16 protein-coding genes are annotated in these 15,821 nt (G+C 64.3%); 12 read left to right on the forward strand and 4 right to left on the reverse strand.

Features of this window, described 5'->3' with window-relative positions; genetic code table 11:
- Nucleotides 1-57: 57 nt before the first annotated feature.
- On the forward strand, nucleotides 58-1,884 hold the full coding sequence (gene typA / locus R6258_RS16830) for a translational GTPase TypA (protein ID WP_318452862.1): 1,827 nt from the start codon (nucleotides 58-60) through the stop codon (nucleotides 1,882-1,884).
- A gap of 155 nt (nucleotides 1,885-2,039) precedes the next feature.
- Here typA and R6258_RS16835 read toward each other — a convergent pair whose 3' ends face one another.
- The gene (locus R6258_RS16835; RefSeq protein WP_318452863.1) at nucleotides 2,040-2,501 is read right to left on the reverse strand and encodes a DUF2231 domain-containing protein; all 462 of its coding nucleotides are present in this window, start codon (nucleotides 2,499-2,501) and stop codon (nucleotides 2,040-2,042) included.
- A 268-nt stretch (nucleotides 2,502-2,769) separates the two neighbouring features.
- Between R6258_RS16835 and R6258_RS16840 the strand changes: the two genes are divergently transcribed.
- The 6 genes from R6258_RS16840 to R6258_RS16865 all read left to right on the forward strand — a co-directional run bounded on the left by R6258_RS16840 (nucleotide 2,770) and on the right by R6258_RS16865 (nucleotide 7,599).
- A complete protein-coding gene (locus R6258_RS16840) occupies nucleotides 2,770-2,973 on the forward strand; it encodes a hypothetical protein (protein WP_318452864.1) in 204 nt (67 codons plus the stop codon).
- A gap of 35 nt (nucleotides 2,974-3,008) precedes the next feature.
- Complete coding sequence (locus tag R6258_RS16845; protein WP_318452865.1) at nucleotides 3,009-3,185, forward strand: hypothetical protein; 177 nt, start codon at nucleotides 3,009-3,011, stop codon at nucleotides 3,183-3,185.
- A 196-nt stretch (nucleotides 3,186-3,381) separates the two neighbouring features.
- Nucleotides 3,382-4,149, forward strand: coding sequence for a trehalose-phosphatase (otsB, locus tag R6258_RS16850; protein ID WP_318452866.1), 768 nt, complete (start codon nucleotides 3,382-3,384; stop codon nucleotides 4,147-4,149).
- Nucleotides 4,116-5,942 carry a glycoside hydrolase family 15 protein gene (locus R6258_RS16855; protein ID WP_318452867.1) on the forward strand — a complete coding sequence of 609 codons (1,827 nt, stop codon included), beginning with the start codon at nucleotides 4,116-4,118 and terminating at the stop codon, nucleotides 5,940-5,942. Before otsB ends, R6258_RS16855 begins: the two co-directional genes overlap by 34 nt.
- Nucleotides 5,939-7,324 carry an alpha,alpha-trehalose-phosphate synthase (UDP-forming) gene (locus R6258_RS16860; RefSeq protein WP_318452868.1) on the forward strand — a complete coding sequence of 462 codons (1,386 nt, stop codon included), beginning with the start codon at nucleotides 5,939-5,941 and terminating at the stop codon, nucleotides 7,322-7,324. Before R6258_RS16855 ends, R6258_RS16860 begins: the two co-directional genes overlap by 4 nt.
- 149 nt (nucleotides 7,325-7,473) lie before the next feature.
- Entirely contained in the window at nucleotides 7,474-7,599 is a 126-nt protein-coding gene (locus tag R6258_RS16865) for a hypothetical protein (protein ID WP_318452869.1), read from the forward strand.
- A gap of 153 nt (nucleotides 7,600-7,752) precedes the next feature.
- On the opposite strand, the gene R6258_RS16870 is transcribed toward R6258_RS16865, so the two are convergent.
- The 3 genes from R6258_RS16870 to betT all read right to left on the reverse strand — a co-directional run bounded on the left by R6258_RS16870 (nucleotide 7,753) and on the right by betT (nucleotide 11,791).
- The gene (locus R6258_RS16870; protein ID WP_318452870.1) at nucleotides 7,753-8,307 is read right to left on the reverse strand and encodes a YqhA family protein; all 555 of its coding nucleotides are present in this window, start codon (nucleotides 8,305-8,307) and stop codon (nucleotides 7,753-7,755) included.
- Between the two features lie 245 nt (nucleotides 8,308-8,552).
- Nucleotides 8,553-9,206, reverse strand: a complete 654-nt coding sequence (locus R6258_RS16875; RefSeq protein WP_318452871.1) for an SOS response-associated peptidase — start codon at nucleotides 9,204-9,206, stop codon at nucleotides 8,553-8,555.
- A gap of 521 nt (nucleotides 9,207-9,727) precedes the next feature.
- Complete coding sequence (betT, locus tag R6258_RS16880; RefSeq protein WP_318452872.1) at nucleotides 9,728-11,791, reverse strand: choline BCCT transporter BetT; 2,064 nt, start codon at nucleotides 11,789-11,791, stop codon at nucleotides 9,728-9,730.
- A 311-nt stretch (nucleotides 11,792-12,102) separates the two neighbouring features.
- On the opposite strand from betT, the gene R6258_RS16885 reads away from it, so the two are divergent.
- From R6258_RS16885 to R6258_RS16905, 5 genes are all read left to right on the forward strand, one after another.
- Nucleotides 12,103-12,786, forward strand: coding sequence for a hypothetical protein (locus tag R6258_RS16885; protein ID WP_318452873.1), 684 nt, complete (start codon nucleotides 12,103-12,105; stop codon nucleotides 12,784-12,786).
- 120 nt (nucleotides 12,787-12,906) lie between these two features.
- Nucleotides 12,907-13,053: a hypothetical protein gene (locus tag R6258_RS16890; protein ID WP_318452874.1), complete on the forward strand. Its 147-nt coding sequence runs from the start codon at nucleotides 12,907-12,909 to the stop codon at nucleotides 13,051-13,053.
- On the forward strand, nucleotides 13,053-13,802 hold the full coding sequence (locus tag R6258_RS16895) for a metal ABC transporter ATP-binding protein (protein WP_318452875.1): 750 nt from the start codon (nucleotides 13,053-13,055) through the stop codon (nucleotides 13,800-13,802). The genes R6258_RS16890 and R6258_RS16895 overlap by 1 nt, the downstream gene beginning before the upstream one ends.
- Nucleotides 13,799-14,737 carry a metal ABC transporter permease gene (locus tag R6258_RS16900; protein WP_318452876.1) on the forward strand — a complete coding sequence of 313 codons (939 nt, stop codon included), beginning with the start codon at nucleotides 13,799-13,801 and terminating at the stop codon, nucleotides 14,735-14,737. Before R6258_RS16895 ends, R6258_RS16900 begins: the two co-directional genes overlap by 4 nt.
- Before the next feature lie 40 nt (nucleotides 14,738-14,777).
- Nucleotides 14,778-15,812, forward strand: coding sequence for a metal ABC transporter solute-binding protein, Zn/Mn family (locus tag R6258_RS16905; protein WP_318452877.1), 1,035 nt, complete (start codon nucleotides 14,778-14,780; stop codon nucleotides 15,810-15,812).
- Nucleotides 15,813-15,821: the final 9 nt, after the last annotated feature.

The following is a 15,821-nucleotide window of genomic DNA, read 5'->3' on the forward strand; positions in this document are numbered from 1 at the left end:
GCAGTGGAAACGGCCTGACCCTATAATGCGGCCCTTATTTCCCTGCAGGATCCCGTCGTGATCGAGAAACTTCGCAACATAGCCATAATCGCTCACGTCGACCACGGCAAAACCACCCTGGTCGACAAGCTTCTGAGTCAGTCCGGCACCCTGGATCGTAAAGCCGAGGGCCAGGAGCGGATCATGGACTCCAATGACCAGGAAAAGGAACGCGGCATCACCATCCTGGCCAAGAACACGGCGATCCGTTGGCAGGCTCCCGACGAGCAGGTCTATCACATCAACATCGTCGACACCCCCGGGCACGCCGACTTCGGTGGCGAGGTCGAGCGCGTCATGTCGATGGTCGACTCCGTGCTGCTGCTGGTCGACGCCGTCGATGGCCCGATGCCGCAGACCCGCTTCGTCACCCAGAAGGCCTTCGATCAGGGCCTGAAGCCGATCGTGGTGGTCAACAAGATCGACCGCCCCGGCGCGCGCCCGGACTGGGTCATCGACCAGATCTTCGATCTGTTCGACAACCTCGGCGCCTCCGACGAGCAGCTCGACTTCCCGATCATCTACTGCTCGGCGCTCAACGGCATCGCCGGCCCCGAGCCGGACCAGCTCGCCGACGACATGTCGCCGATGTTCCAGTCCATCGTCGACATCGTCGAGCCGCCCAAGGTCGAACTCGACGGCCCCTTCCAGATGCAGATCTCGGCGCTCGACTACTCCAGCTACGTCGGCGTCATTGGCCTGGGCCGCATCAAGCGCGGCAACGTCAGGCCCAACCAGCAGATCAGCGTGATCACCAAGGAAGGCAACACCCGCAAGGGCAAGATCGGTCAGGTCATGACCCACATGGGCCTCGAGCGGGTGCAGACCGAGCAGGCCGAAGCCGGCGACATCATCTGCATTACCGGCATCGAGGATCTGGCGATCTCCGACACGCTGTGCGACCCGGCCGCCGTCGAGGCGCTGCCGCCGCTGACCGTCGACGAGCCCACCGTGTCGATGACCTTCCAGGTCAACGACTCGCCGTTCGCCGGCAAGGACGGCAAGTACGTCACCAGCCGCAACATCAAGGACCGCCTCGACCAGGAGCTGATCCACAACGTCGCGCTGCGCGTCGAGCAGGGCGAATCGCCCGAGAAGTTCAAGGTCTCCGGGCGCGGCGAGCTGCACCTCTCGGTCCTCATCGAGAGTATGCGCCGCGAAGGCTTCGAGCTGGCCGTGGGCCGCCCCGAGGTGATCATCAAGGAGATCGACGGCGTCAAGCAGGAGCCGTACGAAGAGGTGATCATCGACTGCGAGGAGCAGCACCAGGGCGCGGTCATGGAGGAGCTCGGCTATCGCAAGGGCGAGCTGACCAACATGAACCCGGACGGCAAGGGCCGCGTGCGCCTGGATTTCATCATCCCCGCGCGCGGGCTGATCGGTTTCCGTGGCCAGTTCCTGACCCTGACTTCCGGTACCGGCATCCTGACCAGCCGCTTCGACCACTACGGCCCGCTCAAGCCGGACGCCTCCATCGAGCGTCGCAACGGCGTGCTGGTGTCGATGGTTCCCGGCAAGGCGCTGGCCTACGCGCTCTACGCCCTGCAGGAGCGCGGCAAGCTGATCATCGATCACGGCACCGAGGTCTACGAAGGCATGCTGGTGGGCATCAACAACCGTGCCAGCGACATGGTGGTCAACCCGACCAAGGGCAAGAAGCTCGACAACATGCGCGCCTCGGGCAACGACGAGAACATCGTGCTGACTCCGCCGGTACGCTTCAGCCTCGAGCAGGCGATCGAGTTCCTCGACGACGACGAACTGGTCGAGATCACGCCCAACCACATCCGGTTGCGCAAGAAGCATCTCACCGAGAACGAGCGCAAGCGCGCCAGCAAGAAGTAACCTTTTCAGGGAACTTCCACGAACCCGCCGGCGAAGCCTCGCCCGGCGGGTTCATCGTTTCTTGATCCGGTCGTCTCCTGGGCCAACTGCCCGGCGGGCCCATGGCAGAGCTCTGCTACCGCTTCCGACCACGCACCGGGCCCGGTCCGCGAGGCTCAGGGCTGCACCGCGGCCACGTTGACGCCGATCTCGTAGACCAGTTCGCCGCCATGCTCAGCGGTCATCAGCATCAGCGCGATGCCCACCAGCCCCGCGATCGGTACCACCCAGGACAGCACCCGGTTGAGCGTGATTCGCCGCCAGTAGATCACTGCCTGCACCAGGGTCAGCACGCCGAACAGCGTCAAGGTGGTCATCGCCAGTCCCTCATGAGCCTCAATGGGCGCAGTCGGGAACCCCTTCTCTTTGGCGATATCCATCGCCACATCGCCGAAACCGGCCGCGACAGCCCCGCCGAGGGTGCCCAGGGCCAGTAGCCACAGCGACGCCTGCTGCCAGCTTCGACGCCGCTCGAACGACTCGCCGCGCAACACCACCAGGCACTGACAGGCCACGGCCAGCAGCCAGAGCACGATAGGAAAATGGACCAGCATGGGATGAATATGAGCAAGCGACATCGGGTGCCTCCCGTTACCAGGGGCGTAACCGCGTTCCCGCACGTCGCGAGCCGGCCACGCGTTATCGATCCTTACCCATGCAGCACAGCGCATGCAGCTTAACGTCGCCTTAACGCCCGGGCACAAAGCTACCTATGGACGATACGTGAGTGTCACGCCGCCCAGGCAGCAGCCGCGGACGGCGCCTGAACCGATCGGGCTGGCAATCGGTTCGATGGCTTGTCTACGCTGACAAGGCCATTCATTGCCGACGCCAAGGAGAGACGCGATGGCCGAGTTGGGAACCTGCGCCTGCACGGGCTGCGAAAACGAAGTCACCAGCGACAATGCCGCGCTCAGCGAAGGCCAGGCATACTGCTGCACCGGCTGCGCCGCCGGTCATCCGCAAGGCATGCCCTGCTCGCACCAGGACTGCCCCTGCACCGAGCTCAACCGCCCGCCGTCCGGCGAGCTGACTCGGGAAGGCTTTTAAGCCATCACAACGACATCATCACGGAGGATGAAGAGATGCAGAAACAAGCCCGCGTCGAACCGGTCTTCGACAGCAGCGACCTGAAAGAGACGATCACCGGCTGGGTGGTCATCGACGAAAGCCAGCCCGACAACGAGAGCGTCGTCTCCGAGCACGCCACTCAGGAAGAGGCGCTGCGCGCCGCCGAGCACTTCGAACAAGCCGAACACTGAGCCGTACGGCACCCCTCCCTACCGATTCCGCCCGAGACAGGGCGCGCCAGAACAACGCCGGCGAGTAGCCGGCGTTGCCAACCGCCGCCCCGATCTGCCTATCATGTGCAGGTCTCACTTGGCGCTCTCCTGGAGCCCTCCAGGCGGGATGCGCCCATGACCCCGACCATTCATTCAGATGAGCTCGCGCAGGCCAATGCCCACCTCGACGCACCTTCCCTCTTCGCAACTGCCCTTGGCGCGCCGCGACTGGGCGCTGTTTCTCGACTTCGACGGTACCCTGGTGTCGCTTGCCGCCCATCCCGACGACGTACGCGTGTCGCCGCGACTGAAAACGCTGCTCGGCGAACTCGACAAGACCTTCGGCGGCGCCGTGGCGGTGGTCAGCGGGCGCCCGCTGGACCAGCTCGAGCGCCTGCTCGCGCCGATCTCCCTGCCGATGGCCGGCGTTCACGGGCTGGAGTGGCGTGACGCCGACGGCACGCGCCACACGGCGGTCGATCAGCCCGCCCAACTGGCCTCCTGCCGCGACGCCCTGGCGGCCTTCGTCGAGGCCCATCCCGGCCTGTATTACGAGGACAAGGGGGTCTCGCTGACCTTGCATTACCGCGGCGCCCCGCAACTCGCCGAGGCGTGCCGGGAGTTCTTCGAGACCCAGCATCGAGCGCTTGGCGAAACCTTCGAGCTGGTCCCCGGCAAGTGTGTCCTTGAACTGCGCCCCAGCGGGTACCATAAAGGAACCGCCGTTGCCCGCCTGCTCGACGAAACGCCGGCCTTCCAGGCCCGCACGCCGGTATTCATTGGCGACGACGTCACCGACGAAGACGCCTTTCGCATTGTCAACGCTCGCGGCGGGCATTCCGTGCGTGTCGGCAGCCAGGATGAGACTGCCGCAACCTGCTACCTTGAATCAGTACAGGAGGTACTGACATGGCTGGAGAGCCTGACAACGCAAGACCCTTGATCCCGCCCCACGCTGCGGAACACAACCTCGAACTCGGCCTCATCGGCAACTGCCAGGTCGGCGCGCTGATCGACAACCAGGCACGCATCGTCTGGTGTTGTCTGCCCCGCTTCGATGGCGATCCGTTCTTCTCGTATCTGATGGACACCCAGGATCGCGGCTATTTCGGCATCGAACTGCAGGACCTGGTCGATACCAAGCAGTACTACCAGCGCAACACCGCGATCATGTGCACCGAACTCACCGACAAGTACGGCGGGCGCATTCGCATCAGTGACTTCTGCCCGCGCTTCAGCCAATTCGGGCGGGCCTTTCGTCCGGTCGCGCTGGTGCGTCGCGTCGAGCCCCTCGCCGGCACGCCGGTGATCCGTGTCAAACTGCGTCCGACCAGCGAGTATGGCGCCCAGACGCCCGATACCACGCAAGGCAGTCATCATATTCGCTATATCGGTCGCAACCGGGTCACGCGCCTGACCACCGACGCCTCGATCACCTACGTTCAGCAGGAATCGCCGATCGTGCTCGACGGCGAGCTCAACTTCCTGCTCGGCCCCGACGAAAGCGTCACCGAATCGGTGACCACCATGTGCCAGCGTTTTCATAGCGAGACCGCCACCTACTGGCACGAATGGGTCCGCGGGCTGTCGATCCCCTTCGACTGGCAGAACGCGGTGATCCGCGCGGCGACCACCCTCAAGCTGAGCACCTTCGAGGATACCGGCGCGGTGATCGCGGCGATGACCACCTCGGTGCCCGAGGCCGCCGACAGCCAGCGCAACTGGGACTACCGCTACTGCTGGCTGCGCGACGCCTACTTCGTGGTCCACGCGCTCAACCGGCTGGGCGCCACCGCCACCATGGAGAATTACCTCAACTACATTCTCAACCTGGTCGTGGGTGCCGCCGAGCACGAGCTGCAACCGCTCTACGGCATCGGCGGCGAGGCGCGGCTCGACGAGTTCGACGTGCCCGGGCTCGCCGGCTATCGCGGCATGGGCCCGGTGCGTACCGGCAACGCCGCTTACCAGCAGGTCCAGCACGACGTCTATGGCGCCGTGGTGCTGGCGGCCAACCAGGCATTCTTCGACGAGCGCCTGGCGCGCCCCGGCGACGAGGCGCTGTTCCGCCGCCTCACGCTGCTCGGCGAGCAGGCCGCGCGATTGTTCGACAAGCCCGATGCCGGCATCTGGGAATACCGCGGCCGCGCCCGCGTGCACACCTATTCGTCGATCATGTGCTGGGCGGCCTGCGACCGGCTGGCGCGCATCGCCGGCCAGCTCAAGCTGCCCGAGGACTCGACCCGCTGGCGCCAGCAGGCCGACCGCATGCACGAGGTCATCTGCCGCGAGGCGTGGAGCGAATCGCGCCAGGCCTTCACCGAGAGCTTCGGCGGCGAAACCATGGACGCCAGCCTGCTACTGATGCACGAGCTCGACTTCCTCGAAGCCGACGACCCGCGCTTCGCCTCCACGGTCTGCGCCATCGAGGCCGAACTGCGCCGCGGCGACCACCTGTTTCGCTATGCCGCCGCCGACGATTTCGGCCGGCCCGAGAACGCCTTCAACATCTGTACCTTCTGGTTCATCGACGCGCTCTGGGCGATCGGTCGCAAGGAGGAAGCAAGGCGCCTGTTCGAGAACATGCTCGACTGCCGCAACTATCAAGGGCTGCTCTCCGAGGATCTGGACACCACGAATCACGAACTGTGGGGCAACTTCCCGCAGACCTACAGCATGGTCGGGTTGATCAACTCGGCATTACACCTCAGTCGTAGCTGGGAGGAGGCCGTATGACCCGTCTCGTCGTCATTTCCAATCGCGTATCCATCCCCGAACCCGGCAAGCCCCAGGCCGGCGGCCTGGCCGTGGCGATCACCGGCGCCCTCAACGAATATGGCGGCATGTGGTTCGGCTGGGACGGCAAGGTCAGTCAGTCGGCGACCAGCCGCCCCAATACCGTGCAACACGACAACATCACCTACGCCACCCTGCCGTTGTCCAAGGAAGACTACGACGACTATTACCTCGGCTTTTCCAACGAGGTCGTCTGGCCGGTCTTCCACTTCAACCTCGGCGCCATGGATTTCCGGCTCAACTACGCCAAGGCCTACCAGCGGGTCAACGAGCGCTTTGCCAGCTCGCTGAGCACGCTGCTCGAAGGCGGCGAACTGATCTGGGTGCACGACTATCATCTACTGCCGCTGGGCAAAGAGCTGCGCGGGCAAGGCGTCACCGACCCGATCGGCTTCTTCCTGCACATTCCGTTCCCCAGTTACGACTTGCTGCGCGCCCTGCCCGGCTATCGCGAACTGCTCGACGACCTGCTGCATTACGACCTGCTCGGCTTCCAGACCGACAACGACCTGCACGCCTTCCGCCAGGCGGTGATCGAGACCTTCGATGCCGTGGTCTTCGGCGACACCATCGAATGCAACGGCAAGCAGGTGCGCACCGGCGTCTACCCGGTGGGCATCGACGCCGATGAGCTGGCCGACGAGGCCGAGCGCTCCTGCGCCAATGAACAGGCGCGTCAGCTCAAGCAGGATCTCGGCGAGCGCGACCTGATCATCGGCGCCGACCGGCTCGACTACTCCAAGGGTCTGGTGCAGCGCTTCAATGCCTTCGAGGCGCTGCTCACCCACTTCAAGCACCGACGCCAGCAGACGATGTTCATGCAGATCGCCAGCCCCTCGCGCAGCGCGATCCCCGAGTACGACGAGCTGCGCCGCCAGCTCGAGGAAATGGCTGGGCACATCAACGGCACCTACGCCGATCTCGACTGGGTGCCGGTGCACTACCTCAACAAGACCTACCCCCGCGAAGCGTTGATCGGTCTGTTCCGCTCCGCCCGGGTCGGCCTGGTGACCCCGCTGCGCGACGGCATGAACCTGGTCTGCAAGGAGTTCGTCGCCGCCCAGGACCCCGACGACCCCGGCGTGCTGGTGCTCAGTGAGCTGGCCGGCGCCGCCAACGAGCTGAGCGGCGCCCTGCTGGTCAACCCCTACGACGTGCACGCCATCGCCAGCGCCATCGAACAGGCGCTGAACATGCCGCAGGAGGAACGTCGTGAACGCTACCAGCAGATGATCGGCATGCTCAGGCGCAACAGCCTGCTCGAATGGCGCCGGCGCTTCATGGAGCACTTGAGCCAGCAGAAGGGCGACGCCAAAGGCTGAGCCCGGCCCGCTGACTGAGCGAAACGCGACATCCCGCTCCCCGACACGATAGGGAGCGGGCCGTTTTTGGTTAACCTACAGCAGCCGTTCAAAAGACAATCTTCTATACTCAGCGAGCGGGATTCCCCGCTTTCGAGCCAACCGCCGCCATGGCACTCAACATCTCGCTCTGCCTGCTGTTTCTCACCGTGCAACTCGGTTTTCTCAGCTACGTGGATCATCGTCTCGAGTATTCCGAACAGGTCGAAGAGGCAAGTGACGTAGTGGCGTTATAGAGGTTGTATTGAGTTGACTGACAGCGCACAACCGTCGACTCGTTCGGCGATACCGTTTACGTGGGCTCAGCTTCGCCACGCTCCCAACGATACCCGCCGGCAGGAAACGAGGCCTGGCTGCAATTCGCCAGGCAACTGCAAGGGTCGCTATCGCTATTTCTGGTGGCTGATACTCATTAGATAAATAGCCACCGACAAGGCCAATACCGACAGCGCCAGATAGATCGCTTCTAAAGGCGTCTGAAAGCGTATATCCACCACGGCGCGAAAGAATTCGATAATCACCGCCAGAATCACGACGCGCGCAATCTTGTCTTTCAACTGATCGAACGATTCAACATTGAATGGATGCCTAGGGGCATAATTCTCGGCCTGCTCGATCGGAGAAACGAAGAGCCGGTATACGCCCAAGCCAAACACCAGCAGTACGATGGCCACCAGGTAGATATCCACGGCAATGACAATGCTAGGCACAACCGTTTCGTGGATATCGGGCCCCACCCCCAGCAAATAATAGGCCACCGTATCGGACACGATTTCCAAGATGTCGAGCGTGCCAATGATAAACAGCACAAAGGCCCCCAGCAGACTAGGAATCACGGCCGCCATAACAAGGAAACGCGAGCCCCACAGGAATCGTTCGAAACGTTCCCCGAGCCGGCTCTGAGAGCGTATGGAAGGCTGCTTCGGCTTGCTTGGCTCTTGCATGGCCCCTCCTGAATCACTTATCACGCAACATGGACAGAGATATCACCACGGTATCTCGCCGTCAGCTATTGAAAATGACCATGACCAAAAATGATGGGGCGCGACACGGCAACTGCCTGGCAGGCCAGGTAGCTCAAAGAAAGAAACATCCCGCACAGAGGTAGGGTGCGGGTGCTGCTCGGTCTCCTCTCCGGGCTTCCTTGGCGAAGTGGCCTTCTGTCGTTGGGCGCATAGCCCTAAGACGATCACGCCGGGTTGATCAACACCTCGCCCTCGTTCTTCGGTGAGCCGACACGCTGGCTGACCGCCCAACTGGTCAGCGCATCGACGGGCAGATGGCGAATGAGATGGCGGATCGACTCGCGATCGGTCAGGTCCGGGTCCAGCCACGGCTCCAGACTCTCATCGTCCAGGACCAACGGCATGCGCGAGTGAATATCCTTGGTAAAGCCACGGGCCGGCTCGGTGAGAATCGCACAGCCCGGCTTGCCATCCGCCCGCTCCACCCAGATGCCGGCGAACCAGATCGGCTCGCGGTCCCGCCGGCAGAAGAAGTAGGGTTGCTTGCCGCCCGGTTGCTTCAGCCATTCATACCAGCCATCCGCCGGGATCAGGCAGCGACGATGAGCAAAGGCGCCTTTGTAATAACTGGAGGTCGCCACCTTCTCGACGGTAGCATTGATCGGCTCGGGCGCTTTCTCCCCCGCCCAGTGCGGCTTGTAGCCCCACCATAGCGCATCCATCACCGCCGGCTTGTCCGCCGAGAGCCGGCGAATACCGACGACCCAGGTACCCGGCGCCACATTGTAGCGGGCCGGCATATCCTGCTCGACCAGTGGCACACCGAGTCGCTGGGCAAGCTTGGCATAGGGGCTATAAAGCGCGAAGCGGCCGCACATGGAGGGGGTACTCAGCCGGAGAAATAAACGATAGCGAACGCCAGCAAAGCTGGCGCAATGAGAGCTCCCCGTTCCACATCATCGTTACCCGGGCGGGCCTCCCAGGCAGGCGCTGCAGGCTCTCACGAGAGGCCTGCGTAACCCTACCAATCATTTCGCTTTCTAAATGCTTGAGCCGGATGTCCATATCGAGAGAGGCCTCCGCCACCATCCTGATGCGCAAATCGGAGATTCTTTCCATTATTGTCGTGCCCCTCCTCCACGAACGCCAGCAGCTCTGGCATCGGCCGCGCGCACCCAAGCGGGCGACGGGATGGCAGAGCTGCCAGTGGTGGGAACGCGGTTAAATGTACGGGAGCAACCGAAGGTACCCAGGCCATGCTGACCGGGGCTCACGCCGTATACTGCAAACGATCACTGGGGACGAGAAAAGATGTCATACAAAACCCCCGGTCGCATCGCGACCGGGGGTTTTCTCATTGAAACCAAAGGCCGGCCGCAGAACGGCCGGCCTTTATGCCTTAGGAAGGCGGCTGTTCCGGGCTGTCGGGCATGTTGATATGCCCCGGTTCCAGCCGGTTCAAGTGCAGGAACTGCATGTGCAGTTCGTATTGGTCGAGGATGTCGCCGATCACCTGGTCGCGGGTGTAGCCCATCAGGTCGTAGCCCTGGCTACCCTCGAGCAGGTACACCTCCAGCCGGTAGTAGCGCGAGTCGGCATGCGGGGCATGCATGGCGAACCCGGGCGTTACAAAGCCCTGACTCCAGATCTGGTAGGTGAAGTTCTGCTCGTCCTCGAAGTCGACGTTGAGCGACAGATAGTCGTCGCCGTTCTGTTCGCCTTCGTGGATCGCAACGCCCACGCCCTGTTCTTTCAGCGAATCGCGCACGGCTTCCATAGCCGGCCTGCAGGTCTCGTCCATGAAGCGCCGCGCCTGCTTCTTGTCGGGGAAGCTCATGGCGCGCTTCAAGCGCTGCTGCCAGTTGCGCGTATCGCGTTCGCCACCGCCGCCGGTACGCCCGGAAAGCTGGCCGGCCAGGCTCAGGCGCCGGCTGTCCTCCTTGAAGGCCTCGAGCTTAAGCGCCTTGAGCAGGCCGGCCATCATGAAGAACAGCACGATCGAGAACGGCAGGCCGGTGATCACCACCGCGCTCTGCAGCGTGGACAGGCCGCCGGCGAGCAGCAGCGACAGCGTCAGGATGCCGATCACCGCCGACCACAGGATGCGCATCCAGATCGGCGCATCGCTGTTGACGTTCTTGAGCTTCGAGGTGAAGTTCGAGAGTACCAGCGCGCCGGAATCCCCCGAGGTAATGAAGAACACGATCGCCAGGATACTCACTGCAATGGTCGTGAAGATCGGCCAAGGGTATTGCTCGAGGAACAGGTAGATGCCGGACGGCGGATTATCCATCACCTGCTGGCCGAACTCGGTGGCGCCGTTGATCGCCATGTCGATGGCGCTGTTACCCAGCAACGACATCCACAGGAACATGAAGATGATCGGCAGCGTCATGGTGCCGAGCACGAAGGTGCGAATGGTGCGGCCACGCGAGATGCGCGCCAGGAACAGCCCGACGAACGGCCCCCAGGCGATCCACCAGGCCCAGAAGAACAGCGTCCAGCCGTTCAGCCACTGGGTCGGCCGGTCGAAGGCATAAGTGTTGAACGACAGGCTGATGAAGTTGGACAGGTAATCGCCGACGTTCATCACCAGCGCGTTGAGCAGAAAGATCGTCTTGCCGGCGAACAGCACGAACAGCAGCAGCAGTACCGCGAGCAGGATGTTGAACTCGGAAAGCCGACGAATGCCGCGCTCCACCCCGGTCACCGCGGAGATGGTCGCGAACAGCACGATGGCCAGCACCAGCACGACCTGGGTCCAGGTGCTTTCGGGAATGCCGAACATGTAGTCCAGCCCGAAGTTGAGCTGAATCACGCCGATGCCCAGGCTGGCGGCGATGCCGAAGACCGTGCCCAGCACCGCGGCAGTGTCGACCACATGACCGATGGTGCCGTAGATCTTGTCGCCGAAGATCGGGTAGAGCGCGCTGCTAATGGTCAATGGCAGGTTGTGGCGATAGCTGAAGAAGGCCAGCGCCATGCCCACCAGGGTGTAGATGCCCCAACCGGAAAGCCCCCAGTGCAGGAAGGTCAGTTCCATGGCGTGACGCGCCGCGGCGACCTGATCGTCGGGCGCGTTGGGCGCGTTGTAGAACTGGGTCAGCGGTTCGGCCAGCGCGAAGAAGATCACCCCGATACCGATCCCCGCGGAGAACAGCATCGCCGACCACGAGAAGATGTTGAAGTCGGGTCGCGAGTGTTCGGGCCCCAGGCGGATATTGCCGTAGCGCGACAGCCCCAGGTAGATCACGAAGATCAGGTAGATCACCACGGTCAGGAAGTAATACCAACCGAAGGTGTTGGCGATCCAGCCGAGGATGGCGTTGATGACCGTGTTGGCCTGTTCGGTGGCGATCATCGCCCACAGCGAGAAGGCGACGATGCCGACCACCGAACTGTAGAACACCGGTCCATTGAGACGATCGCCTGGCGTCGCCTCATTGTTGGATTGTGTCGTCATAGGAGTTCCTGATTTGGTTCAGGCAAGGTTTGCGTTCACGATAGCGGCACACACAAAGCTCGGCACGCACACCACCGGCATGCGCCCGTTCCCCTATCGATGTCGGGGTATGTAAGCCATTTCCGCAGCTATTAGCTTAGAAGCAATACGGAAAAAAGCTGCTTATCGTTTGAGCGTCGCACGGAAACAATTATTTATGATTGAGTCAAGGCCCGAGCTGCGATTCACCGGCTGAGCGCGTCGCCGAGGACGTTTCCTCTATACTTCACCGCACATTGCCGCGCATGCCCCTAGACGACAAGGAGTCCCCGATGCCCGCCCCACGTACCGCTGCGCTGTGTAGCGCCTTCCTCTTTTGTTACATGCTGAGCGTCACCGCGGCGGCGCAGCCGGCCGCCGGCGAGTGGCAGGCCTACGACGAGGCCCTGACCAGCGGCGCGCGCCAGGCCACGCTGTGGCGCTACGGCTGGGGCGGCGTCTATGCCGCCAGCCTGGCCAACAATCTCTATCAGGCCAGCGAAGCCGACGATCAGGATGATCGCTTCGACGGCAGGGTCGGCGCGGTGAAGTCGGCGCTGGCGCTGGGCGGCGTGATCACCGACCCGCAGCCGCATCCAGCGGCGCATCGGCGTCTCGAGGCCTTGGCCGAACAGGGCGACCGCGAGGCGCTCAATGACGCCCGCGAGCTGATGCGCGCCACCGCCGCCGAGGAGCGGGCTCGGCACGCCTGGCAGGCGCGGCTCGATTCGTTGGTGGTCAACACCCTCGGCGGGCTGGCGATCGGCGTCGGCGACGACCGCCCGCGCGACGGCCTGGTCAACTTCGCCACCGGCATGCTGGTCGGCGAACTCCAGATCTGGACCCAACCCACCCAGGCCGGCGCCGCGCTCAATCGCTTCCAGCCCGCCACGCTGTCGCTGGGCGACAATCGCCTCGATTACCAGTATGCCTGGGTGCTCACGCCCAGCCAGGTGGGTGTGAACATCCGCTACTGAGCATGCTTGAGCCGGGCCAGCCCTACTGTGCGTCTCGCCGATCGCGGCTGGTCAGGGCGCGTTTTGTTATGTTATAACCTTTCCGGCTTTTTCACTGGTCCAACCCAAGAACGTATCCGCATGGCACACCGACACCATCATCGGCCCGATGGGCCCTGTCATTTTTCGCTGATGTCGCTTTCGGCGCGCCGCCGGCTGCTGATGGCGCTCGCTCCGCTGGCGCTGCTGTGGCTGGCGGTCGCCTGGGCTAATGGAGCGCTCGGCTGATGGCACGTCTGCGACTCGACGACCTGCAGCTCGCTCAGGGCGGGCGCACCGTGATCGAGCATCTCGACGGCGCCTTCCCCGACGGCGCCATCACCGCGCTGATCGGCGCCAACGGCGCCGGCAAGAGCACCCTGATCCAGGCGATCATGGGCGTGCTGCCGCCGGTCGCCGGGCGCATCGACTGCCAGGTGCCGCGCGAGCGACGCGCCTGGCTGCCCCAGCAGCTGGCGCTGGACCTGAGCTTCCCGATGAGCGTCGAGGAGCTGGTGATGGCCGGCTGCTGGCCGGTGCGCGGCGCCTTCAAGGGCTATCACCCGGCGCACTACCGCCAGGCCCGCACGGTCATGCAGCGCCTGGGTATCTCGCGACTCGCCCACCGTCCGCTGGGCGAGCTGTCCGGCGGCCAGCGCCAGCGCGCCCTGCTCGGCCGCACCCTGATGCAGGAGGCCGAGCTGCTGCTGCTCGACGAGCCGTTCGCCAACGTCGACAGCGAGACCGTCGGCGTGATCGCCGAGGTCCTGCGCGAAATGGCCGCCCGGGGCACCACCATCATCGTCGTGCTTCACGACCTGGAGCAGCTCGCCGCGCTGGCCGGCTGCGTGCTGCAACTGGCCGGCGGCCACGGTCATTGGCGCGAGCCGCGCGAGTTGCTCGCCGACTATGGTATGGGCATCGGCGCGGACAACGCCCGCGCGCCGCACCTGCCGCTGAATCTGGCGGGACTGAAGACGCCGGGGGCCGCACGATGATCGATACGCTCAATAGCCTGCTGCTCGCCCCGCTGAACGATTACGGCTTCATGCGCCGCGCGCTGATCGCCGGGCTGGCGCTGTCGCTGGCCGCGCCGCCGCTGGGGGTGTTTCTGATGCTGCGCGGCATGAGCCTGATCGGCGACGCCATGGCCCACGCCATCCTGCCCGGCGTGGCGCTGGGCTTTCTGCTCGGCGGCTTCTCGCTGCCGGCGATGAGCCTCGGCGGCATCCTCTCGGGGCTGGTGGTCGCCGGGCTGGCGGGCAGCGTCTCGCAACTCACCGGCCACCGCGAGGACGCCGCGATGGCCAGCTTCTACCTGATCTCGCTGGCCGCCGGGGTCATGCTGGTGTCGCTGGGCGGCAGTAGCGTCGATCTGACCCATGTGCTGTTCGGCTCGATCCTCGCCGTCGACACCACCGCGCTGCTGCTGATCGCCGCGGTGTGCAGCGTCACCGTGATCGTCCTCGCACTGAGCTTTCGCGCGCTGGTCGTGGAATGCCTCGACCCGCTGTTCCTGCGCAGCCAGGGCGTGCGCAGCGGGCTGATTCAGGGCGTGTTCCTGGGCCTGGTGGTGCTCAACCTGACCGCCGGCTTCCAGACCCTGGGCACGCTGATGGCGGTGGGCCTGATGATGCTGCCGGCGACCGCCGCGCGCTTCTGGTCGAAGCGCCTCGAGGGACTGATCGGTCTGGCGGTGGTGATCGCGCTGTTCGCCAGCACCGGCGGGCTGCTGCTGTCGTATCACTTCAGCCTGCCCTCGGGGCCGAGCATCATCCTGCTGGCCGGCGCCGTGTATGTGCTTTCCGCACTGCTGGGCCGGCACCACAGCCTGTTGGCGCACTGGCGTCGCAGCGCGACGCCGCTGGAAAGCGCCGATGGCGAAAGTGCTGATCCTGAAAGCACCGATCACGAAAGCGCGCCGACGCGCTGAGCGCCAGCGTCCCCTCCTCGACCGACAAGGAAAAACCGCCATGCACCACCGTATTGCCCTCGGCCTGCTCTGCGGCGCCCTCGCGCTGGGAACGGCCGGCGCCAGCCAGGCCCGCGAGCCGCTGAACGTGGTCACCAGCTTCAGCGTGCTCGCCGACATGGTCGAGCAGGTCGGCGGCGAGCATGTCGCCGTCACCTCATTGGTCGGCCCCGACAGCGACAGTCACGTCTACAGTCCCAGTCCGGCCGACGCCCGGCGGCTCGCCCAGGCCGACCTGGTGGTCTTCAACGGCCTGCAGTTCGAAGGCTGGATGAACCGCCTGCTCGACGCCGGTAACTACCAGGGCGTCACGGTGACCGCCACCGACGGCATCGAGCCGCTGGCCTTCACCGACGCCGACCACGGCGCGCCGGCCGAGGCCGAGCATGCGGATCACGACCATGACGACGCTGATCACGAGCACGAGCATGATCACGGCGAGCATGCACAACACGCCAGTCATGACGAACACGCCGGCCATGAGCATCAGCATGGCGATCTCGACCCCCATGCCTGGCTGGACGTCGCGCGCGCCGAGCAGTACGTCGCCAATATCCGCGACGGCCTGGCCGAAGTCGACCCGCAGCATGCCGAGGATTACCGCACCGCCGCCCAGCGCTACCTGGAAGAGCTCGACGCCCTGGATGCCGAGATTCGTGAACTGATGAGCGCCATCCCCGCCGGGCGGCGTAGCGTGGTCACCGGCCACGATGCCTTCGAATACTTCGGCGAAGCCTACGACGTGCGCTTTTTGTCGCCGGTGGGGCTCAACACCGCCGCCGAGCCGGCCGCCGCCGAGCTGGCACGACTGGTCGACTTCATTCAGAAAAATCAGGTCAAGGCGCTGTTCTACGAGAACATCACCAGCCCCGCGCTGATTCGCCAGCTCGCCGAGGAAGCCGACCTGAAGGTCGCCGGGACGCTCTACTCCGGCGCGCTGGCCAGCGACGGCGAAGCGAGCACCTACGTCGGCATGATGCGCCACAACGCACAGACCATGCACGACGGCCTGAGCGGCGACGCCGCGTCGCACTGAGCAGCGCGA

Origin of the sequence: Halomonas sp. HP20-15 (genome assembly GCF_033446685.1) — a bacterium.
Taxonomy (GTDB): domain Bacteria; phylum Pseudomonadota; class Gammaproteobacteria; order Pseudomonadales; family Halomonadaceae; genus Modicisalibacter.